Annotated in this window: 23 protein-coding genes; 14 read left to right on the top strand and 9 right to left on the bottom strand. The window is 49.9% G+C overall.

From position 1 onward, the window contains the following. Positions 1-14: 14 nt before the first annotated feature. Positions 15-1,478 (top strand): cysteine--tRNA ligase, encoded by a 1,464-nt coding sequence (cysS, locus tag BM030_RS03715; RefSeq protein ID WP_090971289.1) that lies wholly within the window; start codon positions 15-17, stop codon positions 1,476-1,478. Between the two features lie 4 nt (positions 1,479-1,482). After that, positions 1,483-2,346 (top strand): Cif family virulence factor, encoded by an 864-nt coding sequence (locus BM030_RS03710; RefSeq protein ID WP_090971287.1) that lies wholly within the window; start codon positions 1,483-1,485, stop codon positions 2,344-2,346. Positions 2,347-2,405: 59 nt separating this feature from the next. Here the strand turns inward: BM030_RS03710 and BM030_RS03705 are convergent, their stop codons facing one another. Further along, a complete protein-coding gene (locus tag BM030_RS03705; RefSeq protein ID WP_090971285.1) occupies positions 2,406-3,773 on the bottom strand; it encodes a peptidylprolyl isomerase in 1,368 nt (455 codons plus the stop codon). Continuing rightward, positions 3,774-4,619 carry a hypothetical protein gene (locus BM030_RS03700; protein ID WP_090971284.1) on the bottom strand — a complete coding sequence of 282 codons (846 nt, stop codon included), beginning with the start codon at positions 4,617-4,619 and terminating at the stop codon, positions 3,774-3,776. It abuts the gene before it with no gap. 282 nt (positions 4,620-4,901) lie between these two features. Here BM030_RS03700 and BM030_RS03695 point away from each other — a divergent pair, with 282 nt between their 5' ends. The 3 genes from BM030_RS03695 to BM030_RS03685 are packed head-to-tail and all read left to right on the top strand — an operon-like array spanning position 4,902 to position 8,287. Beyond that, positions 4,902-6,074, top strand: a complete 1,173-nt coding sequence (locus tag BM030_RS03695) for a Gfo/Idh/MocA family protein (RefSeq protein ID WP_244518653.1) — start codon at positions 4,902-4,904, stop codon at positions 6,072-6,074. 40 nt (positions 6,075-6,114) lie between these two features. Continuing rightward, a complete protein-coding gene (locus tag BM030_RS03690; protein WP_090971282.1) occupies positions 6,115-7,170 on the top strand; it encodes a sugar phosphate isomerase/epimerase family protein in 1,056 nt (351 codons plus the stop codon). 4 nt (positions 7,171-7,174) lie between these two features. After that, positions 7,175-8,287, top strand: a complete 1,113-nt coding sequence (locus BM030_RS03685; RefSeq protein WP_090971280.1) for a lactonase family protein — start codon at positions 7,175-7,177, stop codon at positions 8,285-8,287. Here the strand turns inward: BM030_RS03685 and mnhG are convergent. The 7 genes from mnhG to BM030_RS03650 are packed head-to-tail and all read right to left on the bottom strand — an operon-like array spanning position 8,284 to position 14,036. Beyond that, positions 8,284-8,685 carry a monovalent cation/H(+) antiporter subunit G gene (gene mnhG / locus BM030_RS03680; protein ID WP_090971278.1) on the bottom strand — a complete coding sequence of 134 codons (402 nt, stop codon included), beginning with the start codon at positions 8,683-8,685 and terminating at the stop codon, positions 8,284-8,286. The genes BM030_RS03685 and mnhG overlap by 4 nt on opposite strands. Further along, positions 8,682-8,954 carry a cation:proton antiporter gene (locus BM030_RS03675; RefSeq protein WP_090971275.1) on the bottom strand — a complete coding sequence of 91 codons (273 nt, stop codon included), beginning with the start codon at positions 8,952-8,954 and terminating at the stop codon, positions 8,682-8,684. Before BM030_RS03675 ends, mnhG begins: the two co-directional genes overlap by 4 nt. Next, the gene (locus BM030_RS03670; RefSeq protein WP_090971273.1) at positions 8,951-9,427 is read right to left on the bottom strand and encodes a Na+/H+ antiporter subunit E; all 477 of its coding nucleotides are present in this window, start codon (positions 9,425-9,427) and stop codon (positions 8,951-8,953) included. The genes BM030_RS03675 and BM030_RS03670 overlap by 4 nt, the downstream gene beginning before the upstream one ends. A gap of 11 nt (positions 9,428-9,438) precedes the next feature. Continuing rightward, positions 9,439-10,956 carry a proton-conducting transporter transmembrane domain-containing protein gene (locus BM030_RS03665; RefSeq protein WP_090971271.1) on the bottom strand — a complete coding sequence of 506 codons (1,518 nt, stop codon included), beginning with the start codon at positions 10,954-10,956 and terminating at the stop codon, positions 9,439-9,441. Continuing rightward, a complete protein-coding gene (locus BM030_RS03660) occupies positions 10,953-11,309 on the bottom strand; it encodes a Na+/H+ antiporter subunit C (RefSeq protein ID WP_090971269.1) in 357 nt (118 codons plus the stop codon). The genes BM030_RS03665 and BM030_RS03660 overlap by 4 nt, the downstream gene beginning before the upstream one ends. Position 11,310: 1 nt before the next feature. Next, positions 11,311-11,724, bottom strand: coding sequence for a Na+/H+ antiporter subunit B (locus tag BM030_RS03655; protein WP_090971267.1), 414 nt, complete (start codon positions 11,722-11,724; stop codon positions 11,311-11,313). A 2-nt stretch (positions 11,725-11,726) separates the two neighbouring features. Next, positions 11,727-14,036 carry a putative monovalent cation/H+ antiporter subunit A gene (locus tag BM030_RS03650; protein ID WP_090971681.1) on the bottom strand — a complete coding sequence of 770 codons (2,310 nt, stop codon included), beginning with the start codon at positions 14,034-14,036 and terminating at the stop codon, positions 11,727-11,729. A gap of 94 nt (positions 14,037-14,130) precedes the next feature. Between BM030_RS03650 and BM030_RS03645 the strand changes: the two genes are divergently transcribed. The 9 genes from BM030_RS03645 (at position 14,131) to BM030_RS03605 (ending at position 26,660) form a co-directional block, all read left to right on the top strand. Next, positions 14,131-15,090: a D-2-hydroxyacid dehydrogenase gene (locus BM030_RS03645; RefSeq protein WP_090971264.1), complete on the top strand. Its 960-nt coding sequence runs from the start codon at positions 14,131-14,133 to the stop codon at positions 15,088-15,090. A 30-nt stretch (positions 15,091-15,120) separates the two neighbouring features. Further along, positions 15,121-16,203, top strand: a complete 1,083-nt coding sequence (locus tag BM030_RS03640) for a metallophosphoesterase (RefSeq protein ID WP_090971262.1) — start codon at positions 15,121-15,123, stop codon at positions 16,201-16,203. 114 nt (positions 16,204-16,317) lie between these two features. After that, positions 16,318-16,857: an RNA polymerase sigma-70 factor gene (locus BM030_RS03635; protein ID WP_090971260.1), complete on the top strand. Its 540-nt coding sequence runs from the start codon at positions 16,318-16,320 to the stop codon at positions 16,855-16,857. A 102-nt stretch (positions 16,858-16,959) separates the two neighbouring features. Beyond that, positions 16,960-17,493, top strand: coding sequence for a hypothetical protein (locus tag BM030_RS03630; RefSeq protein ID WP_139215801.1), 534 nt, complete (start codon positions 16,960-16,962; stop codon positions 17,491-17,493). Between the two features lie 343 nt (positions 17,494-17,836). After that, complete coding sequence (locus tag BM030_RS03625) at positions 17,837-19,006, top strand: FecR family protein (protein ID WP_090971255.1); 1,170 nt, start codon at positions 17,837-17,839, stop codon at positions 19,004-19,006. A 240-nt stretch (positions 19,007-19,246) separates the two neighbouring features. Further along, a complete protein-coding gene (locus tag BM030_RS03620) occupies positions 19,247-22,846 on the top strand; it encodes a SusC/RagA family TonB-linked outer membrane protein (RefSeq protein WP_244518651.1) in 3,600 nt (1,199 codons plus the stop codon). Between the two features lie 8 nt (positions 22,847-22,854). Beyond that, positions 22,855-24,342, top strand: coding sequence for a RagB/SusD family nutrient uptake outer membrane protein (locus BM030_RS03615; RefSeq protein ID WP_090971677.1), 1,488 nt, complete (start codon positions 22,855-22,857; stop codon positions 24,340-24,342). A 25-nt stretch (positions 24,343-24,367) separates the two neighbouring features. Beyond that, positions 24,368-25,225 carry a zinc-binding metallopeptidase gene (locus BM030_RS03610; protein ID WP_090971252.1) on the top strand — a complete coding sequence of 286 codons (858 nt, stop codon included), beginning with the start codon at positions 24,368-24,370 and terminating at the stop codon, positions 25,223-25,225. Positions 25,226-25,388: 163 nt separating this feature from the next. After that, positions 25,389-26,660: a DUF4302 domain-containing protein gene (locus tag BM030_RS03605; RefSeq protein WP_170845622.1), complete on the top strand. Its 1,272-nt coding sequence runs from the start codon at positions 25,389-25,391 to the stop codon at positions 26,658-26,660. Positions 26,661-26,669 lie beyond the last annotated feature (9 nt).

The raw sequence follows: 26,669 nt of genomic DNA, 5'->3' as shown, positions 1-26,669 counted from the left end.
GTATTTTCGCGCCCATGGATAACCAATTGGTTCTTTACAATACCATAACAAGGAAGAAGGAAAAGTTTGAGCCGCTGAATCCCCCCTTTGTGGGCATGTATGTCTGTGGCCCCACGGTATATAGCGACGTGCATCTTGGCAACTGCCGCACATTTGTGTCTTTCGACCTGATTTTCCGCTACCTGCTGCACCTGGGTTATAAGGTACGTTACGTGCGCAACATCACCGATGCCGGCCACCTGGAAGGGGATAACGATGAGGGAGACGACAAGTTTTCCAAAAAGGCCAAACTGGAGCGGCTGGAACCGATGGAGATTGTACAGAAGTATACCTTGGGCTTCCATGAGGTGATGCGGCTCTTCAATACCTTGCCTCCGAGCATTGAACCCACGGCAACGGGCCATATTTCGGAGCAGATCGAAATGGTCAAGAAAATCATTGCGCATGGATATGCCTATGAAGTAAACGGCACGGTATATTTCGATGTGGAAAAGTATGTGCAGGATCATGATTATACCATCCTGACCAATCGCAAGCTGGACGACCTGCTCAACAATACGCGTGAGCTAAACGGGCAGGATGAAAAGCGCGGCCGGTTGGATTTTGCCTTGTGGATCAAGGCCAAGCCGGAACATATCATGCGGTGGCCTTCGCCATGGAGCGTCGGCTTCCCGGGTTGGCATATCGAATGCTCGGCCATGAGCAGCAAGTACCTGGGCGAACAGTTCGATATCCACGGTGGGGGGATGGATCTGGCGGCTACGCATCATACCAACGAGATTGCGCAGTCGCAGGCCTGCAACCACACGCAACCTGCGAAATATTGGATGCATACCAACATGCTTACGGTAAACGGCGCACGCATGTCCAAGTCGGCCGGCAACGGCTTTTTGCCGCATGAACTGTTCAGTGGAAGCCATCTCTTGCTGAACCGTGGCTACTCGCCCATGGCCGTCCGCTTTTTTATGCTTCAGGCGCACTACCGGAGCACGCTCGACTTTTCCAACGAGGCGCTTGACGCCGCAGACAAGGGATATAAACGGCTGATGAACGCCATGGCTCTGCTGCCGAAATTGAAAGCCACGGCCCAGAAAGCCGATGTGGATATTGAAGGGTTGCGGCAACGGTGCTACGCGGCCATGAACGATGACTTTAATAGCCCCATCCTGATTGCTGAACTGTTTGAGGCGGTACGTATCATCAATAGCAGCTATGACGGCAAGCTTGCGATTGATGCGGCTTCCCTTGAGCAATTGAGGGTATTGATGCAGCAGTTTGTTTACGATGTGCTCGGTCTGGTTGACGACAATACCGGTTCAGACGATTTCGATAAATTGATGGCGGTGGTCATTGCCTTGCGCAACGAAGCCAAGCAGAATAAAGACTATGCGATGTCCGACCGCATCCGGGAGGGGCTCAGCGCCATGGGCATCCAGCTCAAAGACAGTAAAGAAGGGACGCTTTGGAATAAGATTTGATAACATGGTATACATGCTCCGCTTTAGCATACTTGGCTGCTTACTCACCCTGTTCATTCCTTCATCTGCCCAATTATTGGGTAAAGTGGGAAGTTTGCTCGCTGCAGATCGCACAGCGGCAAGGTTGTCGGCCACAGTGGGGCCGCATGCTGCGCTGCTTTCGGTGGTTGATGAAAACACCATTTTTTTTGTGCCGTCTCCGGTGGAGGCCCGGAGCTACCTGAATAACCGGCCCAATATTCCGGATGTGCTGACGTGGAAACCTACATTTGCCGCGGTAGCGAAAAGCATGGAATGGGGGGTGACGGCCGGCCCGATGTCATTCCAGCGGGTAGGTGCCGTAAAGCGGTACGGTGAATACTTGGCGGTATGGCGGCGCGACCGTAAAGGCAATTGGAAGATAGACCTTCGGGCAACAGTAGAACACCATGGGCGAAAGGAAGAACCCGATCTCCAGTATATTGAGCCGGACGATAAGGACTATACCCGCTTCAGGACCAAAGAGCGGATACAGCAACGGAAAGAGATTGTCTTACAGAATGACCAGTTATTGTCTGCGGTATTAAAGTCAAACGCTGAAGTGGCCTATGGCGAATTCGTGGCGGAGGATGCCCGTTTTTATTTCCCCTGGCATACGCCGATTGTAGGGAAGAAGAATATCCTTGCTTTCGTTGATAAACAAGATATCGCCATTGAAGCGGAGTCGTTGGTGGCCAGTCGCTCTTATAGCGGGGAACTGGCCTATTCCTACGGTACGGCCAAGGTAGCTACCGCAACTGACCAAATCATGTGCAATTACGTGCGGATATGGCAACTCCAGCCCGATTTCCAGTGGCGCGTGGTTATTGAAATGCTATTTGAACGCTAACCGTCCACCATCCACCGACCACCCATCACCGACCACCCATCACCAACCACCCATCACCACTACTGTTCTTCCCCCGTCAACCAGATTTTCAGTTCATCGCATTGACGATACGCCTCATTGATGGAGATAAACGTCACCTTACGACGGCTTTCGAACCATTCGCTCAGTCGGCGGTTAATCTTGTCGTCAAGGGCAGCTTCCTTGATTTTCGCGAAATCCTGCTCCAGGTTAGCCTGGTGGGGCGGTGTCCTCGATTTCAGGTAGGTAAACCGGTATCCGGTCTTGCCGGTATGGTCGGTAAATTGCGCGGGGCGCGAATACTGCCCCGGTTGTAAGGTGTCAATGGCCGTGAAGATTGAGGCATCCAGTTTTTCGATGGGGATCAATGTTGTCCGGCCTTGCTGGTTTTCCATGTTAAGCAACATCCCGCCGTTGTACTTGGTTTCCTTGTTGTCAGAATAAAGCGTTGCAGCGGTATAAAAATCGAGTTTTTTATCGACCACCTGTCCATAGATGCTGTCGATATGCGCTTTGGCCCTGTCCAGGCTCGCTGAGGTGGGCTTGATTTGGATCAATATATGGCGGGTATGAACTTCCTCGCCCCGCCGTTCCAGCACTTGCAGGAAATGGAAACCAAACTCCGATTCAAATACCGGAGAGATTTCGCCGGGCTTCAAGCGGAAGGCCACTGCGGTAAATTCCTTCACCATCATGTCACGGGTGTGAAACCCAAGGTCACCTCCATACGCGGCCGATCCTTTATCCTCGGAATACAGCCGGGCTACCGTTGCAAAATCAGCACCTTCTACCACTTGTTTCCGGAGTTCCTCCGCACGGTCGCGGAACCGTTGCTTCTCTTCTCGTGTAAGTTGTGGGTATACCACAACTTCGCCCACCTCCACCTCGGTGCTGAAATAAGGTAAACTGTCTTTTTCCAGCGATTCAAAATACCGCTTTACCTCCAGTGGCGTCACATCGATGCCCGAAACGATGTTTTGCCGCATTTTGCCGGCTTTCATCTGTTCGTATATGCTGGGGCGCATCTCTTCTTTGTATTGGAGCAACGACCGGTTCAGGAACCGTTCAAGGCGCTCCTGCCCACCCGCCTGGTTCGCCATATAGCGCAAACGCGCATTGATCTGGTCGTCAACCTCGCTTTCACTCACTTCGATGGAGTCAATGGCAGCTTGCTGGGCCAGCAGTTTTTGCGTGAGTTGTTGCTGGAGAATATAGCATTTAAAATCCTCGTCAGCCTTATTGCCTTGGGCCAGGTATTGGGCATATTGCATTTCGATTTCCGATTGCAGGATGATGTTAGAACCCACTACCGCTACCACCTTATCAATAACCCGCGATTCTTGGCCTATGGCCAAGTTGGTGGCTCCTACGATTGCCAAAACCAGAAAAATGCAGTTATGTCTACTCATTTAGTTATATATTTCGATATCGTTCTTTTTGCGGGCATCGCTCACGATGCTTTTTTGCATTTGGTCTATCAATTCAATTTTGCGTTTGTTCAGAATCAGGTTGCGGATGTCATGCCTGACCAGCGACATCGGCGAACGGGTATCCCTGAATTTTGAATCGTGCAAAATTATCAGATATAATTCATTATTTTTAATTATTTCAAAAATTCGGCCTGTTTGCCCGTATTGTGCCTCACTGATCTCCGACAAGGGGATTTTCCGCTGCAGTTCATCCACGTAATGCCACGAGGTATCGTGTAGCGCATACTGGGTAGCATACATGGCGCAGTATTTTTCCAGCAAATCCCGCTCCTTGAAATCCGTGGACCCAAACCAGCGTTTTACCCGATCAAGTTCCGGTGCATCCTTCTTCAGCTGTATATACGATACCTTCAGGATAGGCTGTTTAAGGATGAACAGTTCCTTGCGCGTTTGATAAAAATCCTGGACCTGCTGATCGGTTACCACCGTATCCAGTTTTTGGCCAACCAAGGCCTGTTCATATTCATAGACAATGAGCCCGTTTCTATATTCTTCCACTTGCCGCTCCAGGCGATTCGTGTTGATGTTGACGTTGCGCTGGGCATGATGTAGCAACGCCTGCTGCCGTAACCACTGTTCTATATAAGCCCGCGCCAACTGGATGCTGTCATCGCCTGTAACGCCCTCGGGTACCACCCCTTGCAAATCTGCCGGATAGAGGTATTTATCATATGATCGTGCCACCGGCTGCGGCTTCACGCCGTGGCGGCATGCCGCAACCAGCGATGTAAAGACGACAATAGCCAACAGACATACCTTAACCATTCCGTATTGCAAGAAACATAATGCGCCAAACGCCGCTGTTCTGCGGGCTAATGTACATAATTTGATAGCAACCGTGCCGCTATTTAACCAAATTTAACACATTTTCACGATTATGAGGGTTGACTTTCAACGGTGTGCGGTGGGGCGGTGAACGATTCGCCACGCTAAAAATAGTTGACGGAAAGTCCTCCTTATTTGGCCAAGAGTGCTATTTTTGTGGAGATGGTTAACCAACGATGTGCCAACGATAACATTCCGTTTTAATAGTTAAATTCTCATATTATGATCAACAACAGTATCAATCGTAAACTTCGGATGGGCATGGTAGGCGGCGGAAAAGGCGCCTTCATCGGTGAAATACACCGCATAGCCGCTAACATGGACGGATTGATTGAATTGGTTTGCGGAGCGTTCAGTTCAGATCCCGGACGGTCTAAGGAAAGCGGCGAAGCGCTTTTTCTGCCCGAGCACCGTGTATACGGGAGCTATCAGGAAATGATAGCACAGGAACGCCAGCTGCCAGAAGGGGAGCGCATGGACTTTGTGAGTATTGTTACGCCCAATCATGTGCATTTCGAACCGGCCATGATGGCCCTGGAAAACGGCTTTCATGTGGTACTGGATAAGCCGATGACTTTTGATCTGGATGAAGCCAAACAATTGCAGCAGAAAGCAGCGGAAACGGGACTCTTGTTTTTGCTTACGCATACCTATTCGGGTTACCCCATGGTACGGCAGGCGAGGAAGCTCGTGCGTGACGGTGCCTTGGGTAAAATCCGTAAGGTGTATGTCGAGTATCCGCAGGGATGGCTCAGCAGGTCGTCAGAACAGGACGGCAACAAGCAGGCATCATGGCGTACGGATCCCGCCAAATCTGGAAAGAGCGGCTGTATGGGCGATATCGGTACGCATGCACTGCACCTCGCGGAGTTCATTTCGGGGCAGCGTACCACGCACCTCTGCGCAGCGCTGTATACTTATGTAGCGGGCCGGAAGTTGGAAGACGACGGCAATATCCTGCTGCGATTCGATGGTGGTGCGAGCGGCGTGTTAATCGCCTCGCAGGTGGCCGCAGGTGAAGAAAATGCCTTGAAAATACGTGTTTATGGCGAGAACGGCGGATTGGAATGGAGCCAGCAGGAACCCAACAGTTTGCTGGTGAAGTGGCTGGATCAGCCAACACAGATTTTCCGCGCGGCAGCCGGGGGCATGTCGCCCGAGGTAGCGGCGTTCTGCCGTACGCCGGGAGGCCATCCTGAAGGTTACCTGGAAGCGTTTGGCAACCTGTATAAAAGCTTTGCCTGGGCGTTAGGAGCGAAATTGGCCGGAAAAGAGTGGCAGGCCGGAGAATATGATTTTCCGTCGGTGGCGGATGGCGTAAGGGGAATGGCATTCCTTGACTGCGTTATCCGGAGCAATGAAAGCGACGAGAAATGGACGCCTTTTACGGTATAAGTACAACTATTCACTGATATTCAAAACAAGACGATACGCTATGCAAACAATTAAGGGACCGGGCATCTTTCTGGCGCAATTTTTAGGCGATACTCCCCCATTTGATACGCTGGAATCCATCTGCCGGTGGGCAAAAGATTTGGGATTCAAAGGAATACAGATCCCAACGTGGGCAACTAATTATTTTGATCTCCAGAAGGCGGCCGAAAGCCAAACCTATGCCGATGATGTTAAAGGCATGATCAACGAAATCGGTTTGGAAATTACCGAACTGTCTACGCACCTGCAAGGGCAGCTGGTCGCTGTGCATCCAGCATATGACCAACTGTTCGACGGGTTTGCTCCGGCGCAATACCACAACAATCCGAAGGCGCGTACCGAATGGGCCGTGCAGCAACTGAAATACGCCGCTCAGGCTTCCCGTAACCTCGGCCTGGATGCCCATGCCACGTTCAGCGGCGCATTGCTTTGGCATACCGTTTATCCCTGGCCACAGCGCCCGCAGGGACTGGTGGATACCGGCTTTACGGAACTGGCCAGACGCTGGCGCCCCATATTGGATGTGTTTGACGAACATGGTGTTGACGTATGTTACGAGATTCACCCGGGGGAGGACCTGCACGATGGTGTTAGCTATGAGCGCTTTCTGGAAAAGGTGGATAACCACCCCAGGGCTTGCCTGCTGTATGATCCTTCGCATTTCGTGCTGCAATGCCTGGATTACCTGGCGTATATCGACCATTACCATGAGCGCATCAAGATGTTCCATGTGAAGGATGCCGAGTTTAACCCAACGGGTAAGCAGGGCGTTTATGGTGGCTATTCGGGTTGGGTGGAGCGCGCGGGCAGGTTCCGATCGTTGGGCGACGGGCAAGTGGACTTCAAGGCGATATTCAGTAAACTGACTGCCTATGATTTCAAGGGCTGGGCCGTGATGGAATGGGAGTGTGCCCTCAAACATCCTGAGGATGGCGCCCGCGAAGGGGCTGTGTTCATCAACGATCACATTATCCGTGTCACGGAGAAAACATTCGATGATTTCGCAGGAGGAAAGGCCGATGAAGAGAGTAATAAGCGGTTGTTGGGGTTAGGATAAGTTCATGAAAACACTGGCAGTATTTGGTTTGTTAACATTACCGATGACACTTTTTGCCCAACAACAACTTAATTTGCTCATCGGTACGTATACCAACACCGGTAAGAGCCAGGGGATTTACGCTTATACGTTTGATGCGGCCACCGGACAGGCTACGCCTAAAAATTCGGTTGCCGCAGACAACCCTTCTTTTCTTGCCCTTAGTGCCGATCGCCTGTACGTCTATGCCGCAAACGAAAATGGCGGCGGGCAGGGAGCGGTAAGTGCGTACCGTTATGACGAAGCGTCCGGAACACTGACATTGGTGAACCAACAGCTTACGCAGGGCGATCATCCCTGTCACGTGGCTACCGATAGGCAAGGCACCCATGTGATTGTTTCCAACTATTCAGGGGGAAGCATCAGCGTTTTCCCCATCCAGGCGGACGGCCGCTTGGGGAAGCTGAAGCAGTTGGTCCAGCACAAGGGCAGCGGTCCTGACCCTGATAGGCAGCAGGGACCGCACGTTCACTCCGCCTTTTTCAGTCCAGATGAAAAACAGGTATACGTGCAGGATTTAGGGACGGATAAGATTCAGGTATACGACTACCGGCCCGAAAGCCCGGATAAGCCGTTGGTTCCTGCGGGACAACCCTTCGTCAAGGGAACACCGGGCGGCGGACCCCGCCACGTCGCGCTATCCGCTGATGGCCGGTTTATCTATTTGGTAGAGGAGATGGCTGGCCAAATACGGGTGTTTCAGCAACAAAACGGAATATGGGAGGCTATCCAGGAAGCCGACATCAACGCGCGCGATTTTTCAGGAGAAGATGGTGCTGCCGATGTTAAATTATCGCCGGATGGCAGGTTCCTGTATGCATCAAACAGGGGCGACGCAAACACCATCGCCATTTACGCCGTGGATTCCGATACGGGAAAGTTGACCAAGGTGAGTAACCAGTCCGTGCTTGGCGTCGGCCCCCGGAACCTGGTCATTTCGCCGGACGGCCGGCATTTGCTGGTGGCCAACCAGCAGTCAGATGAGGTGGTCATCTTTGCACGGGATGCCGCAACGGGCCTGTTGAACGATACCGGCCACCGCATTGCCGTGGGGGCTCCGGTATGTTTGGTGTTTTAACTGGCCGGCGGGACTTCATGGCCCCCGTTTTCCTCGGCGTTCTCGCCACTACCCGGTTCGGTGGAATCTTTGTGGTACATGCCGGTCAGATCATCCCTTATGGTCCCTTTCCACTGTTCGGTGCCGATGACATACGCTGTGCGGCCGATGAGGTGAGCCGCAACCGGCCCGGTTAAAATCAAGAAAAAGATAATAGCCAGCGCCTTGGTGGTTACCGAAACTTCGTCGGTGAAATAAACTGCCGCGGCAGAAAGGAGCAATCCGCCACCCAAGGTGGCGGCTTTTACCGTGACAGAAAGCCGCAGGTAAAAATCAGGCATACGTAAGATACCCACGGCGGCGATAAGGATGGTAAGTGCACCAAGTGTGCACAGGATACCGATAATAATGTCAGTCATTTTCTCCCCCTTTTTTCCAAGTAATACGAAAAAGCAATGGTGCCCAAAAAAGCGATCAGGGCTAATATCATCCCCACATCGATAAAAGTCGACTCCTGCGTACTGATGCTGTATACGGTAATGACGCTTACGCCGACGGTGATGAGCAAATCAAGGGCAATAACCCGGTCGACGATATTCGGTCCCTTAAACAGCCGGACAAATGTCAATAACAACGACAAACCCAAGATGGGTAGAATCACATAATCGATATAACCGCTTAGCGTCATCGTATCACCTCCAATAATCTACGTTCAAAACCATCCTTAATCTGACGGATAAACTGCTCCTTGTCCCTGAGGTACATCACATGGATATACAACACTTTACGGTCTTCACTGACATCGATGATCAATGTGCCCGGCGTCAATGAAATGACCGTGGAAAGCATATTGATTTCGAAGTCAGTTTTGGCATTCATCGGATATTTGACGATGCCCGGTTTCATAAAATACTTTGGCGTAATCACGTCGTACGCAACTTGTATATTCGCCTTCACCATTTCATACACGAAGTACAGGAAAAAGCCGATAACCTTCGGTACGCGGGTAAAGTAGCGGTCGTCTGTTCCGCCGCGGTTCATCACCCACATCAGGAAAAAACCCACACCGAAGCCAAACAGGAAATTCGAGTAATAAAGTGCACCGGTCAGGGCTACCCAGATAAAGGCAAGCAGCAGGTTCATCAAAAATTGTTTAGCCATGACGTTTCATTTTATGGTGATACATGCATTTCCAAAACCGCTTGGATATAAGGCGAGGTATCTTTCATTTCCCTGACAATATGGTTAACTACCGTAACAATATGTTCAGCCCCCAAGCCGATAAACAAGGTAATGGCCGCCAGAAAAACAATGGGCCCCACCAGCAACGATCTCCGGAAATTGCTCATGGGCCGGAATCCGTCCTCCACACCTGCTATGCCTTCCGGTTGGCTTTTCCAGAACACCTTTGCCCACATTTTAGCGATTACGTATAACGTGGCGAAGCTGCCGATGATAATTGCGGCCACCAAAGCATAATGGTGGTCCATGAAACCGGCTTCAAACAAATAGATTTTAGGCCAGAATCCAGAAAGGGGCGGAATGCCCACCAACGAGAACAGGACAACGGCCATCAGCAACGACAACAATGGGTACTCCGCATACAGTCCGCCGATTTTATCCATGTTCATGGTGCCCCGCAGTTTCCGTATCAATCCGGCGATGAGGAAAATATTAGTCTTCACCATCATGTCGTGAAACAGGTAAAACAACGCCCCAGCAAGGGCCACTTCCGAATACATGCCCAATCCGCCAACCATAAAGCCGATATGGCAGACAATCAGGTACGAGAGCAGGCGGCGGATATTGTTCTTAATAACCGCCCCGAACGTGCCGGTAAGAACGGTAAGTACGGCAAGTACAATCAACAAATTGCTCAGGAAATCATCCGGTACAAAAATCAGCGTGAAAATACGGAACAGCGCATAGATGCCCACCTTGGTCAATAATCCACCGAATATGGCCGCTACGGCCGATGGCGGCGTATGGTATGACGACGGAAGCCAGAAATACAGCGGGAAAACGGCCGATTTGATACCGAATCCCACGATAAAGAAAATAGCGGTCATGTCTACCAGCTTACGGTTTTCCATGGCGCCCACCTTCAGCGACAAGTCGGCGATATTCAGCGAGCCTGTGATACCATAGAGGATGCCGATACCGGTAAGGAAAAAGGTAGACGCCAGAATATTCATGGCCATATATTTGACCGAACCTTCAATCTGGGCTTTCCGCCCGCCGAGGCTCATCAGTACAAACGATGCGATGATGATGACCTCAAACCAGACGTAAAGGTTGAAAATATCGCCGGTGAGGTAAGCCCCGTTGAGACCCATCAACAGGAAATGGAACATAGGGAAATACCCAAAAAGCATGCGGCCGCGTGATATGCCTGTGGCAGAATAGACGGCAACAGCAAGCCCCGAAAACGAAGTAAGCAACACCATGCTGCTGCTGAATACATCGGCCACAAACGAAATACCGAAAGGTGCAGCCCACCCAGCGGCCTGCATGGTGAGAATACCGTCATTCCATACAGATGAAAACAGGCCGATAGCGACCGTCAGTGCGAGCGTACTACCCATCACGCTGATGATTCGCTGAGCGACGGTTTTGCGCCAGAAAAAAAGCAGCAGGATGGCCGTAAACAAGTGGACTATAAAAGGTAAAACAACAGCGTTGGAGGTCATATATCTTCTTCTTCCGGTGTGTTTAAATCATCCAAATCATCTGAATTGACCAGTACATAAACCCGCTTCAACAGGACAATGGCGAACGCCTGCAACCCAAAGCTGATGACAATGGCGGTCAGGATCAGCGCCTGCGGGATGGGGTCGGCGTAAATGTCGGTAAACACCCTGGCGGCATCGCCGATAACCGGCGGTTTTCCCTTAGTAATCCCACCCAGCAAAAATATCAACAGGTTCGCACCGTTACCCAAAAGAGCGATGCCAATCAGCAGCCTTACCATGCTTCTGCGGAGCAGCATAAAAATCCCGCCCGCATACAGTACCCCGATTAATATGACGAAAACGAGTTCCATATTATTCGCTATATTGAGAAATGGTAAACAAAACGGTTAACACCACGCCGATGACCACCAGGTATACCCCCAAATCGAAAACCAAAGCCGAGCCGATCAGGCCGATGACCGGTACGGGTTCGTCAAACCACAGGCCCGTCATCACCGGCAGCCCACCCAGAAACGGAACAAACATGCTCAGGGCAGACACCCCCAGCCCCACGGGAATCAATGCTCGGGGATGGATGCGAAGCAATTGCAGGGTGGCTTCCGTGTCATGCGTGAAGCTATGAAGCACAAAGGCAATTGAGGCAATAAGCCCCCCTACAAACCCGCCCCCCGGAAGGTAGTGGCCCCGCAACAGGATGAATATCGAAAAAAGCAGCAAGATGGGCAACAAATAACTGGATGCGGTTTTTAATATCGTACTCTTCATGGTTAATCTTTATCCGAGGCGCGCAGCCGTAATTTCAACAAACTATAAACCCCAATGGCCGCGATGCTCAGCACCACGATTTCAAACATGGTATCCATTCCCCTGAAATCCACTAAAATGACGTTGACCACATTTTTCCCCTTCGCAAGCAGATAGGCATTGTCGCCATAATATTGGCTAACCGTCTTGTCGGTCGGTTCATTCAGTACCTGGATGGCGATGAGCGAAATGATTGCGCCAAAACAGGTAGCTACCACACCGTCGCGTATACGCACGCTGCGGTTGGCAAAGTTCAGGAAAGGGGGGAGCTTGAACAATACCAGCACAAACAACACCACGGTGAGCGTATCAATGGTAAACTGGGTCATCGCCAGATCCGGGGCGCTGTAGAATACAAACAGAAGGCAGATGCAATAGCCGATAACACCGATAGCCGCAATGGCCGCCAACCTCGAAGGGGTGGTCACCGTAAGGTACATGGCTCCGATAAGGATGCCTGCCACAATAAGTTCATAACTGGTCACGGGCCCCAGTTCATTAATCGTCCACTGCACCGGCCCGCCCGTGAACAGCCGGAATGCAAGCAGCCCAATCGCAAACAGGATAATACACAACAGGTATACCCGCAGGTAGCCATTATGCAACGTTTTGGTGTAGACGGCTGCGCTTTTTGCCGCGTACTGCACGGTACGGCCCATGATATGTTTCGGAGAAATATGATCAAACCGCGCCATCCAGGTAACGGATGCGGCCGATGGTTTGCGCATGAGGTACAATACCGCACCCAATACGAGTGTAGTACCGCTGAGGAGCAACACCAGGTTGAACCCATGCCAGATTTTTAGCGGCGAATCGATCGATTCATTGATCATCGCTGCCGCTGCAGGATTCAGTAGGGCCGTATCCGCAAGCGCAGGGAAAGCGCCGAAGGCGATGCCCAGCAGCGCCAATAGTACCGGGGGCGTCCACATCAACCAATGCGGCAGATGTATGTCGGCGAACGACGACGGCAGACTGCCGGTAAAGGGCTTTAAGCCCGCCAAAAGGCCGGCATATAACAACAAGATGTTGGTGATGACGGCAAGCGAGGTCAAGATAACCGGCATCGCGCCGCCCGTATTCAGTGTGGCTTCGTAGATGAGGTCTTTACCGATGAAGCCAAACGTATAGGGCAGCCCTGCACTGGATAGACCTGCCAGCAAACCCGCCACGGCAAGGGGCATGAGCACCAGCCGCAGGCCCGACAGCTTCGTCACATCGCGTGTTCCGGTTTCGTGGTCAATAACCCCCGTGGTCAGGAACAGCGATGCTTTATACAGGGCGTGCACCAGGATGAACACCGCAGCTGCGAGGAGCGCTTGTGTCGTGCCGATGCCGATAAGAAATACCAGGATGCCCAGCGCCGATATGGTTGAGTATGCCAGAATGCCCTTCAGGTCTGTGCGGAAGATGGAATGGAAAGCACTGTAAAGCATCGTAATCCCGCCCACCACGATCAGCGGATACGTCCACCAATCGGTGCCGCCCAATACTGGATACAGCCGGGCCAGCAGGTAGATACCCGCTTTTACCATGGTTGCCGAATGCAGGTAGGCCGACACGGGCGTGGGGGCTTTCATGGCCCCCGGCAGCCAGAAATGGAAGGGAAACTGGGCCGATTTGGTAAATGCTCCCATGAATACCAAGGCCAGTATCAGCGGATACAGTGCGTGCGCTTTCAGGAACTCATTGGAGGCAAACATTTCGCGGATGGAATAGGTGCCGGATAGGTGGCCCATCAATACCAGCCCCCCCATCAGCAGGAACCCGCCGCCGCCCGTCACTGCCAGTGCCATTAACGAATTTTTGCGGGATGCTGCATCATCATTGTTGAAGCCGATAAGGAAAAACGAGCTGATGCTGGTCAGCTCCCAGAAGACAAAAAGCAGCAACACGTTGTCCGACAGCACCACACCCAGCATTGCCGCCATAAACAGGCATAAATATGCGTAAAAGCGGCCGAGGTACGGATGCCCTTTGAGGTAAGCCGAAGCATACAGGAAAATCAGCGATCCGATACCGGTAATCAGGAGGCTGAACAGCAAGGAAAGCCCATCCAGCCGGAAATCCAGGTTAACCCCCATGGAAGGTATCCAGGGATACTGGAAAACCTGGGCGTTTCCGGCACTCACGGCCGGGATAAAGCTACAGAAATAAGCGAATAACCCGATGGGCAGCAGGGCTGCCACGACAGCCAACCGCCCCTTAAGGTACTTACCGAAAGGGATATACAGCAACGAAAAGAGGAGGCCCGACAATACAGCAATCAGCATCAATTGTATATGTTTAGTCCGGAAAGCCCCGAAAATATATAAAATTTGCCAATAATACTTCACGGTGGTCGAAAAAGATGGTTAAATTGGCCCCATGAAGCTCGTAATAGTAGACGGATATGCACTTAACCCCGGCGACCTGAGCTGGTCGGCATTGGAAGCCCTGGGCGAAGTCATGTATTATGACCGGACGGCCAAGTCCGAAATCGTGGCACGCGCAGCCGACGCAGAAGCCATCCTTACGAACAAAGTAGCGCTGGACAGGCAGACGCTGGAACAATTGCCCGAATTGAAATATATTGGCGTAACGGCCACGGGCTATAACATCATTGATGTTGACTACGCCCGGCAGCGCGGCATCGTGGTTACCAACGTACCCGGCTACAGCACCCCCTCCGTGGCACAACTCACGTTTGCGCTACTGCTTGAACACTGCCACCACGTGCAGCAGCACAGCGACAGCGTGCTGGAAGGCAACTGGTCGCGTTCCCCCGATTTCAGTTTCTGGGATTACCCGTTGGTTGAACTCTCCGGAAAAAAGCTCGGCATTATCGGTTTTGGCGATATCGGCCAGCAGGTAGCCGATATCGCGGCTGCATTCGGGATGAGCATCCTGGCGCATAGCCGTACCCAAACCGACCAGTCCCACCGGAAAAATTTCCGTTGGGTCGAGCTGGACGAACTGCTGGAGCAGGCCGATGTGGTGAGTCTTCACTGCCCGCTTACACCGCAGACCCAAGGCATGATCAACCGCGTGGCCTTAGCGAAGATGAAGCCTACGGCTTTCCTGGTAAACACGTCACGGGGTCCGTTGATTGTAGAAGAAGACCTTGCCGCCGCATTAAACGGCGGTCAGATCGCCGGCGCAGGATTAGACGTGCTGTCAACCGAGCCCCCAGCATCCGGCAATCCGCTGTTTGCTGCCAAAAACTGCTTCATTACCCCGCACATCGGCTGGGCGACCCAAGAAGCCCGTGCGCGGTTGATGGATCAGGTGGTGGCAAATTTGAAGGACTACCTGGCGGGCAACCCGTCCAATATAGTGAATAAATAACCCATAATCGTTAACCAATCAGATACTATTATGCAATATCATCTATTCCGTTTCCTTATCGTATTATCCTTTGCCTTTTCCGTAACTGCCCTCCGGGCCCAGGAGCAAGCCTACCAACCTCCCAAACTCAGCGACCCGCAGTCATGGTCCATGGTACTTATCCCCGATCCGCAGAGCTATGTCAAGTTTGAACGCAATCAGGGTATCCTGGAGCTGATGACGGGGTGGATAAGCGAACAAATCGATCCGCTGAATATCCAGCTGGTGCTCTGCACCGGCGATATGGTAGAGCATAACGACTGGCTTAACCCCAACGGTACACAAGGCAACCAGCCCGGCAAGCAGCAATGGGAAGCCGTGGCGCGCGCTTTCGGGCGGCTGGACGGTAAGGTGCCCTATGTGGCCGGCACCGGCAACCATGATTACGGCGTGAAAAACATCGAATACCGCCGTACGAATTTCGACCGTTATTTCCCTGTTGACAAAAATCCGTTGTCGCAGAAAATGCTCCGCGACGTAGGCATCGATGCCGATGGCTATCCCTCGTTGACCAACGCTACCTACGAATTCACGTCGCCCCACGGACGGAAATTCCTCGTGATGGTGCTTGAATTTGCCCCGCGCGACACGGTGCTCCGCTGGGCCAAGCAAACCGTCGATCAAGAACGATACGCCGATCATACCGTCATCCTGCTCACGCACTCATACCTCAACGCCGCGAGCGAGCATATCGTTAAAGAAGGTTATCCCATTACCGACGGCAACTATGGCGCTGCGATATGGGAGAAGCTGGTAAAGCCATCCAAGAACATCGAATTGGTGTTCAGCGGCCACATCGGTAAGCCCGATGACGTATTGGGCCATATCGGTTTCCGTACCGACACCAACGCCGCCGGTAAGCGCGTGCAGCAAATGGTTTTCAACGCGCAGGCACTGGGCGGTGGCTGGCATGGCAATGGCGGCGACGGCTGGCTGCGCTATATGGAATTCATGCCCGATGGTAAAACCGTTAAGGTAAAGACATTCTCACCACTTTTTGCCATATCGCCGTCCACCCGGCAGCTCGCATGGCGCACCGAACCGTATGATGAATTTACGTTTGAACTTAATTGATTTTGCTTTTTAATTTGGATAATTCGATGAGTTTTCCAATATTTGGGTACCAATTGCAAACACGCATAAATTGAGGCAAGAGGGATATGGTTTGGCATTCCCTAACGCACCTAAATGGAAAAACTTTACGAACTATCCGCAGAAAGGCTATTCAAGCGTTATTATGCACGGCTGTGTCATTTTGCCTGGCAGTTTCTTGGCGACCAGGAACACGCTGAAGACATTGTGCAAGATGCATTTATGGCCTATTGGGATCACAAGGCGCATATTGCATCCCATGAAGACGCGGTAAAGAATTTTCTGTACTCGTCCGTCAGAAACGGTTGCCTCAACGCGGTGCGGCGCGGCAAGGTTGCCGATCGCTATGCATCGCGGATCGCCGGGCAAAGTTTTGAAGAAGCCCAGGTGCTGGCCCGCATCATCCGTTCGGAGGTGATGGACGAAGTAAACCGGATTATGCAAGGCATGCCCCTGGGATGTAAAGAAGTGTTCCGCTTGGGCTATCTTGAAGGGCTCAGTAATTCCCAAATTGCCGAACAGTTGCAGATCAGTATCAATACCGTAAAGACACAAAAGCAGCGCGGACTCAAACTGCTACGAGCGAAGTTAAATCCGGAGTTTTTCGCGTTAATCGCAGCCCTGTACGTTGCTTAACTTTCCGGCTTTCCCGCTCTCCGTTTTCACCCTCGCCAGCCGCTTAGTTGCGCCACAAAGGCGACAAAACCGCCAATTCCGTCAAAGCCGTCGATTCCGGCATTGAATATCGACACCTCGATATATCGGGATATGCGTCCGGAAATCCCGCTAAACCGTCCACTTCCGGCGGAAATCCGTACGGCGATGCGGTATTGCCGTATGGTATTGCAATGGCACCGTACGGTTGGTGCATATAGGCATACGGTTATAGGCCAATACCGTACGGAAATGCGCTATTTCCATACGGAAGAGCGCGATTTCCATACGGAAAAGCTTTACTACCGTACGGAAACGCCCTCCTTCCGTACGCCGGAGCGTTGGCGTAAAACGGTTTCAGGCAGGCACCATACGGAACGATGCCGCAACCGTATGGTACGAGCGTATATCCGTACGGCAATGGGCTGGATGCGTACGCCAATAAACAGATACCGTACGCCTATCGCCCATTTCCGTACGGTTTGGACGGCAAACCGTACGGTTTTGCGGCGGAATAATATGGTTTTAACCCAAAACCATACGGAAACGGAGCGTTTCCGTATGGAAATGGAGCGTTTCCATATGGAAATGGGCTGCCGGCATCCGGTAGCGCGTTAAAACCATATGGTTCTGCCGTGTTGCAAAACGGTGCCGCGGCATTTCAGGACGGTTATAGCGTGTTTCAGAACGGTTATAGGACATTTCAGGACGGTTATAGGACATTTCAGGACGGTTTCAGGGTATTTCCGGCTTGCGAACGCCCTGCGGGCGAAAGAAACCTGGAAGCTATCGGATTTAACTCCGTGAGCTCCTTATTTCGTCTCCTTACCAAGTATAAATAGTAAGCGAAGCTTTTTTTTCATTTCGCTGTCACCCACTTTTAAACTTTAGGTTTCTTTAATATTAAGAAGCAAACACACCGCCTGATAACAGGAAAAGGGCAAGCAAAAGACGAATATTAATGAAGCCAGAAGCGTACCAGATTGCCGAGCTTATAGGAAAATACCTCCGCCAGAATATTTCTGCCGAAGAAATGACGGCCCTCCGGGCATGGTTGGATGAGCGGGAAGAAAACCGTGCACTTTTGGAGTCGTTCCGCGATACGGACAAAGCCCAGGGTGATATTGACTTTCTGAACGCAATAGATGTAGATGCAGCTTGGCAGACCATGCGTAACCGCAAGCATAGGCAATGGGATACGCGTATGATGCGGTATGCGGGGTATGCCGCAGCAGTGATTTTGGTTTTTTTTATCTCCCGAACCTGGTGGCAGCGAGTTCCGGTAAACGATGATAGGGTCGTACCGGCACTCAGCAGCCATTATAAAAACGATGTGTTACCGGGGGGCAACCGGGCACAATTACAGCTTTCAGACGGGCGCAGCGTAGACCTTGAAGAAGAGATGGACGAGCTCAATGAGCGCGACGGCACGGTAATTTCAGGTAGAGATGGTGAAATCACGTACGCTAAACCCGGCCAGCAGCCTAACCATGAACCTATATTCAACACCCTGGTGGTTCCCAAGGCAGGCACATACCGCATTGTCTTGTCAGACGGCACCAAAGTGTGGGTTAATGCGCTGTCGGAGCTCCGCTTTCCGGTACACTTCGGCGATGAAGAACGCCGTGTATCCGTAAAAGGCGAGGCGTATTTTGAGGTGGCGCATGATGCACAACGGCCGTTTAAAGTGATGGTGAATGACACCGAGATAGAAGTATTGGGTACGCACTTCAATGTCCATGCCTATACATCTGCGGTAACCACCACGTTGGTTGAAGGCGCGGTGAGGGTCACCGCCGGACGGCAGCAATACCGATTGTCGCCGGGCCAGCAATCTTTTTTCAACGGAAAAAACATCACCATCCGCCAAGCGAATATTGCCAAAGCAACAGCTTGGAAGAACGGCGAATTCCTGTTCAAGAGCGACAATATCAAAGACATCATGCAGCAGCTTGCGCGTTGGTACGATTTGGAGGTGGAATATGAAGGCAGGGTACCTTTGCAGGTGGGGTATAGCGGCCAGATTAGCCGCCATGTAAACCTAACCGAAGTATTGGAAATGCTGCATTATCTCAGCAAAGCGGAATTTGACATCAATGGGCGAAAGGTCCGCGTAATATTCAATAATTAACCACTTAACGAAAAGGAGGCAAAAGTATGAGAAACCATTACCCCTAAACAACGGCATATAGACCAAAAAGCAACGGGGATGCGCCAACACCCCCGTAGTAGTCAAGGTCGTAAAAACCCGTGTTTCAAGCAAATAAGTTTTAACTAACCTTAATGATTCAAATGTATGAATTACTTACCAATTGGCAAAGGCCATGGGCATAATCTACGTGCACTGGTTTTTGACAAAGCTTGGCTAATCATGAAAATTTCGATTTTTCTGCTGTTGGTGTTCGTAACGGCGGGGCATGCTAAGAGCATGGCACAGAAAATATCTCTGTCGTTGAAGGATACAAATCTGGAGACGGTTTTTTCGGCTATTACTTCGCAAACGAAACATCGCTTCCTCTATAGTGACGACGTGGTGAAAAAAGCAGGAACGGTCAATGTTGAACTCCGGGAGGCCTCTATCGAGGAAGCGTTGGATCAGGTGCTCAAAAACCGGCGACTAACCTATAGGATAATTGCGGAAACGGTAATTATCAATGAAGAAGGGGCTGTTGGTGTAGAAAATATCCTACTCGCACAACAAACCGTGTCGGGCGTAGTTCGTGACGCCAATGGGCAAACGTTAAGTGGCGTAACGGTGAGCATCAAGGGACAACCGGGTTCTGTAGCCACAACCAATGCCGCTGGCGGATTCAGGGTGGCGGTGCCGACTGACGCGGTTTTGGTGTTCACTTACATCGGCTATCAGACACGTGAAATCAATGTGGCTGGTAACACGGTATTCAATGTTGTTATGGAGGAGGCAGTCAGGGCATTGGAGGAAGTTGTTACCACAGGCTATCAAAATATCAATCGAAGAAAGTTCACGGGAGCTGCTACCACCCTGAAAGCAGACGATGCCCAACGGGCCGGTATACCTGATGTCAGTCGGATGTTGGAAGGACAGGTGGCTGGTGTTGCGGTACAAAATGTCTCTGGCACTTTTGGTGCTGCTCCAAAAATCAGAATCAGGGGGGCGACTTCCATTACCGGCGAAAATAAACCGTTGTGGGTTGTAGATGGGATTATATTGGAAGATGTGGTAAACGTTTCCAACGATCAGTTGTCTACGGGCGATGCGACGACATTATTAGGGTCGTCTGTTGCGGGTATCAATCCGGATGACATCGAATCTTTCCAGATACTCAAAGATGCAGCGGCAACGTCACTATATGGTGCAAGAGCGATGAACGGGGTTATTCTGATTACAACCAAAAGAGGGCGCGCCGGAGTCGCTCCGGTCATTTCGTATACGGCCAACTTGACATCGTTCCTGAAGCCCTCCTATAGCCAATTTGACATTGTAAATTCTTATGACCAGATGTCCATCTATGCAGAATTGGAACGTAAAGGTGCTATTAACTACACGTCATTGATTAATGCAGCGAAAGGCGGAGCGTATACAAAATTGGCACAAGGGCTGGTTTCTTGGAATCCTGATGGCACTCCGGCGGTGATGAATACGCCAAGCAGCCGGAGGGAATTTCTTGAGCAATATGTCTATGCCAATACGAATTGGTTCGATGCGCTCTTCAAAAATTCATTGCAACAGGAGCACTCGTTAAGTGTGACTTCAGGAACGGAGAAGACCCAAATGTATTACTCAACTTCGTACCTGCAAGACAATGGCTGGACCGTAGGAAACCGGGTTCAGCGTTTTACTGGAAACATTAGGGGCGATTTTCAAGTAAACGATAAATTGTCTTTCGGTTTGATTACTACGGGATCGATTAGGGACCAGAATGCTCCCGGAACGTTGGAACAGGATAGCAATCCGGTGACAGGAGAAGTTTCTCGCGATTTCGACATTAACCCGTTCAGCTACGCGCTCAATACCAGCCGCATTATCAGACCATATGATAATAATGGGAATTATGAATTCTTCACCATGAACTATGCACCGTTCAACATTTTGCATGAGCTTCAGAACAATAGTATTGAACTGAACATGGTGGATTTAAAGATTCAGGGGGAAGTAAATTATAAGCTGCCTAAAAATATCAAATATAACTTTCTTGGGGCTTATCGTTACGTAAATACGGGAACGGATCATAAAATTACCGAAAATTCCAATTTAGCGCATGCTTACCGCGCAGGAACCACCTATGGGGTTACCGGCAGGGAAAATAGCACCGTCGCGCAAGCGAACCGGTTTTTATATACCAATCCGGATGATCCGGACGGTTTGCCGATTACGGTGTTGCCTTATGGAGGAATGTATTTGACCCGTGATAACAGCTTAAAAAGCTATTATCTGAGGAATAGCTTTAATTGGGATGCAACATTGGGGGATGCCCACTATGTCACCGCGTTTTTGACCCAAGAGTTAAGGTATTTGGATAGGATGCAGAAGTCCTTCACCGGCTACGGTTACCAGTTTAACAAGGGAGGGGTGCCGTTTTTGGATCCCCGTGTAATTCGGCGTGACGTGGAGGCAAATCAGGTCTATTATGCAGTAAATTTATTTCAGGACCGTTACGTCGCTTTTGCTGCAAACTCAACGTATTCTTACAAGGGGAAATACCAGTTGACAGGCACACTCCGGTATGATGGATCAAATCAACTGGGTGAGTCGCGTACTGCGCGGTGGTTGCCTACCTGGAATCTGAGCGGATCATGGAATATTGATGAAGAGGCTTTTATGAAAAGGCAATCGTTCTTTGATGCTTTGACGGTTCGTGGAACATACGGTCTGACAGCCAGTATGGGCGATGCGACCAACTCCAGCTTGGTAGTGCGAAGTGCAAATACTACGAGGCCTTATCTGCCCGAAATCGAGCCGGTGTTGAATATCGAGAATTTGGCAAATAGCGACCTCACCTGGGAAAAGCAATATGAGGCTAATGTCGGCGTGGACGCACAGTTATGGAGCCGAAGGTTACAGGTTACGGTAGATTTGTATAATCGGAATGCATTTGATTTAATCGGGGGCTTGATTACTCCCGGTATCGGCGGTGAACAGGTTAAATTCGCCAATTATGCCGATATGAAATCAAGAGGAATTGAACTTTTGGTCAGGGCAGAAGTGATTAAAGGCGCGAACTGGAATTGGAAAACGCAATTAACCAATGCTTTTAATAAGGCTGAAATCACCCGCTTAAGTAACCGGCCAATGATATGGGATTTGGTCAGCAACATAGGAGGAGCTAAAGTTGGTTTCCCGCATCGGGGTTTGTTTTCCATAGACTTTGAACGGTTGAATGAAGAGCAGGGCGTTCCGCAATACGTAAACGAAGACGGAACAATTTCCAATAATGTGTACCTGCAAAGTACGATGACAGACTATTTGCGTTATGAAGGGCCGGTTGATCCGACGTTTAACGGCGGATTTTTCAATACGGTACGGTACAAAAATTTCAATGCTTCGGTGCTGCTTACATATAGTATGGGCAATAAGGTGAGACTGAATCCAATCTACAAAAATTCATACAGTGATTTGGACGCGATGTCTTATGATTTCTTAAGTAGGTTTGTATTGCCTTATGAGAATCTGGCACCCGGTATTGCTGATTTACGTACAGAGTCAAGACTACCGGGAGACCAGGTTTACAATGCTTATAATTATTCCAATGCCCGCGTCGCAGACGGCGGCTTCGCCCGATTGAAACAGGTAACGGTTGGGTATGAGTTTCCGAAGCGTGTCCTAAAAGATGCTTGGTTCAAGAATCTTTCAGTCACCTTAGTCGCCAATAACCTTTGGTTGATCTATTCAGATCCGGCCCTCAATGGGCAGGATCCGGAATTTTACGGTTCTGGTGGGGTTGCTTTGCCAATTCCCAGGCAGTTTACCTTATCATTAAAAGCTAATTTATAATGACCGCAATGAAGACGAAAACAAAAATAGGATGGACAGCAACTTTCCTTGTCTTTTTTTCAGTGATAGGCTGTCAGAAGTTTCTGGAAACGCCGCCGGATATGCGTACAGTAATAGATGACCCGCAGAAGGTAAGCGAACTATTGACCTCGGCTTATCCAAGGGCTAATTATATCACGTTCATGGAATCCTTGTCAGATAACACCGGAGATAAAGGGCCTTCTGCCGGCGCGGGAACAGCAGTTAACCGAGACCCTTGGATGTTTCAGGATGTGCAGAATGTGTCTACGGATTCGCCGGTGAATTATTGGTATGCTTGTTATAGGGCAATTGCCGCGGCAAATCAGGCACTAAAGGTAATTGCAGAAGCGGATAATCCGGCAGATTACGTATCGCAAAAAGGTGAGGCGTTGGTTGCCCGGGCGTATGCACATTTCATGCTGGTTACTTTATTTGCGCGGGCGTACGATCCATTGACTGCCGATACAGATCCGGGAATACCCTATGTAACGGAGCCTGAAGACGCGGTACTAAAAAAGTATGAACGCCATACTGTTTCTTATGTGTATGACCAGATCGAAAGGGATTTGGTTGAGGGATTGCCCCTAATCGATGATACCAGATACCGCGTCCCTAAATACCATTTTACGCGGGCTGCCGCAAATGCGTTTGCGACTCGTTTCTATTTGTTTAAGCAAGAGTATGAAAAAGTGATTGAACATGCTAACAATGTGTTCTCCGGTGTCAGCATTGTCTCGTTGATTCGGACGGTCAATACCGCTGCCTTCCGCTCCATGGAATACTATGCCAAACAGCAATGGCATACGCATTTCGAAAATCCGGCGAATTTGCTGCTTGTGGAAGCTGGAAGCATATGGGGGCGGAGTTATGCTTCGTACCGATATGGCATAACAACCCCGCTTTTAGGTGAGTTGTTCTTTGGAGCAAATGTAACTGGTGGTACATATGCTTATATGGTCTATGGTGGTACGGAGCTGGTATATAACATCCCCAAATTCAGGGAGCACTTCGTGACGACCACGATCAACGCTGAATATGGCAATCCCTATAACATGATTCCGCTGTTTTCGGGCGATGAAGTGTTGCTGAATCGGGCTGAGGCGTATGCACAAATGGGTGATTTCGACCGTTCAATCGAAGACCTCAACACTTTTGCCAGTCAAAAGGTTTACGTGAGTCAAAATAACCCCGTTTATAATCCGGCACAACACACGATAACGAGAGCGAAGTTGCGCAGCTTTTATGGGAGTGACAACCTGAAGCAAAACCTGATTGACGCAACGCTGGATTTCAAGCGCCGTGAATTTGTGCATGAAGGGTTAAGGTGGTTTGATATTCTTCGGCATAAACTGCCGGTAATCCATCAGACTGCTGACAGACGAGAAACGTATGTATTGGGACCTAACGACCCGCAACGGTTATTGCAACTTCCTGAAGAGGTCGTCTTGGCAGGTATCCAAGCAAATCCGCGTTAGTTGGTGACTTCTAAAATATGTGAATATGAAAAAGATAATTTTAATCGTACAGGTACTGATTGTATTCAGTGTTCTCTCCTGTCAGAAATCGGACGAATTACCGACTGATCCAATAATCGGATTAGGGGGTGATGTCTGGGTGCCTGGGGAAATCGATGCGTTTATCGAGGATAATTTTATTAAAACTTATAATATCGAAGTAAAGTATAAATGGGATCCTTACGAGGTAAACTATAATCGCACCTTAGTTCCTCCGGACGAGGAGCGCGTGATACCGGTGCTGGAAGCTGTGCGGGATATCTGGATGAAACCCTACGAAAAATTGGGAGGTGGCGGGTTTCTGAAGACTTATGCATTATCCAAGTTTGTATTGGTAGGAAGTGCGGAATACCAAAGCAATGGAACGATAATCCTTGGGACTGCGGAAGGTGGAACAAAAATCACATTGTTTGTGGTAAATGATTTTGAACCTACCAATCGAGCGGAGGTCATCCGCATGCTGCATACCATCCATCATGAGTTTGCGCATATCTTGCACCAAACGATAGACTATCCGCAAGCTTGGCGAGGGCTTAGTTCGCAGTGGTATACGGCAACCTGGTTTAACTCTACCAATGCGCAAGCTAATGCACAGGGACTTATTACGGCTTATGCGAAGGCAGCGGAACGGGAAGACTTTGTAGAAACCATCGCCTTTTTATTGGTAGAAGGACAAGCTGCTTTTGACGCTGTTGTGGCGGCAAATCCTGATGTGGCGAATATATTCAGGACCAAAGAGGAATTGGTGGTCTCGTACTACAGGGATGTTCTAAATATTGATTTCAGAGAATTGCAGGCCGAGGTAAGTGCAGCAATCCAGTCCATCACTGCGCCACAAAGCTGATGTATCGATGAGGCCAGTTACAGTACGTTCATATACGCGGTTAATGTGTGGGCCTTTTGGAGCTATTTATTAGGTGTTAATTTATGATGAACTTACATGAACTATTGCTGCAATAAATGCATAGCGGTTCATGCAAGCTTCGATGCTACTAAATAATTTAAGGATGAAAAAGATAATAGGTTACGGGCTGCTGTTACTGACTGCCACCGCTTGCAAGAAACAAGAAGTGGCATGGGAGCGGCCGGACAAGAAGCTGGGAGAGCTGATAGCACAATATGAAACCCAACTGACAACAGCCCCCAACGGGTGGATTGGATACTTGTTTCCGGAAGGCGGAGGTGGATATACCTTTAAGTTCGTATTTACGCCGGATAATCGTGTCCGAACCCAGGCTGCCATGAATGCTGCCTATGCTACAACGGCAAAGGAAAGTTCATATCGTCTCAAAGCGACTCAAGTGATCAGTTTATATTTTGACAGCTATTCGTATTTACATGAACTGAGCGATCCTGACCCCGCAAAAAGTGGAGGAGCGGCCGGGCAGGGGTTGGTGTCCGATTTTGAATTTTCCATTTTAAACGTGTCGCCTGATACGCTCCGGCTCAAAGGCAACCTCAACGGGAGCGAACTGCTCTTGGTCCGGGCTAATGCTAATCAGGGCGCGGACTATATTGAGCGGGCTTTCCTGTATAATCAGTATGTGAATGAAGTTAATGGATTTTCGAATTATTTTAATAAAATCGAAATCGCCGATAGAACATACGGTATTACTATTAATACCGAGATCAATACCGTTAGCTTTTATTATGGTAGCGATGACGATTTTAAGCGATTTAATACCGAATATGCAGTAGCCGATGACGGGATAATTTTACGGACACCTTTTAATGATGGTGCACTAACCATCACATCGTTAAATGATTTTGATATCGAACCGGACGAATATCGGGCCACGTTAAAAGTAAATGATGAAATCGATGCCGTTATTTTGAATTTACCGGAACCGTTTATCATTGACCGCGATGCGCCACGACGGATGTATATAGAGTCGTACGTCTATAGCTCAAGCACGGGCGTTAACTTTAGTGGCACGTTTGACATCTTTGATGTGCGATCGATACCTGGATTTGTCCGCATGGTTTATGAGCCCCGTTATTATGTAGATAACTATGACATACTATTCACGGTTTTCAATAATGGTGCTAATACCGTTGGCCCGGTGTTTAGAACCGCATTCAACAGCGAGGGGATAATGGATTTCTCCAATTACCTTGGACTGTCCGGTACGAATCCGGGAGCAGCACACCTTCCAAAAATTCAGAATACCGCTGCTATCTGGACCGATCCAGAGGGCTTCTATGCCTATCAGACAGGGAAAAATGCGTATGATTTGGTTTCAGTATCCGATGGACGGATATGGATTCGCTTTCGTTAAATTAAGATA

Origin of the sequence: Parapedobacter composti, from assembly GCF_900112315.1 — a bacterium.
Classification (GTDB): domain Bacteria; phylum Bacteroidota; class Bacteroidia; order Sphingobacteriales; family Sphingobacteriaceae; genus Parapedobacter; species Parapedobacter composti.
The sequence above is the reverse complement of the archived record's forward strand: the minus strand, read 5'-3'. Positions and strand labels throughout refer to the sequence as shown.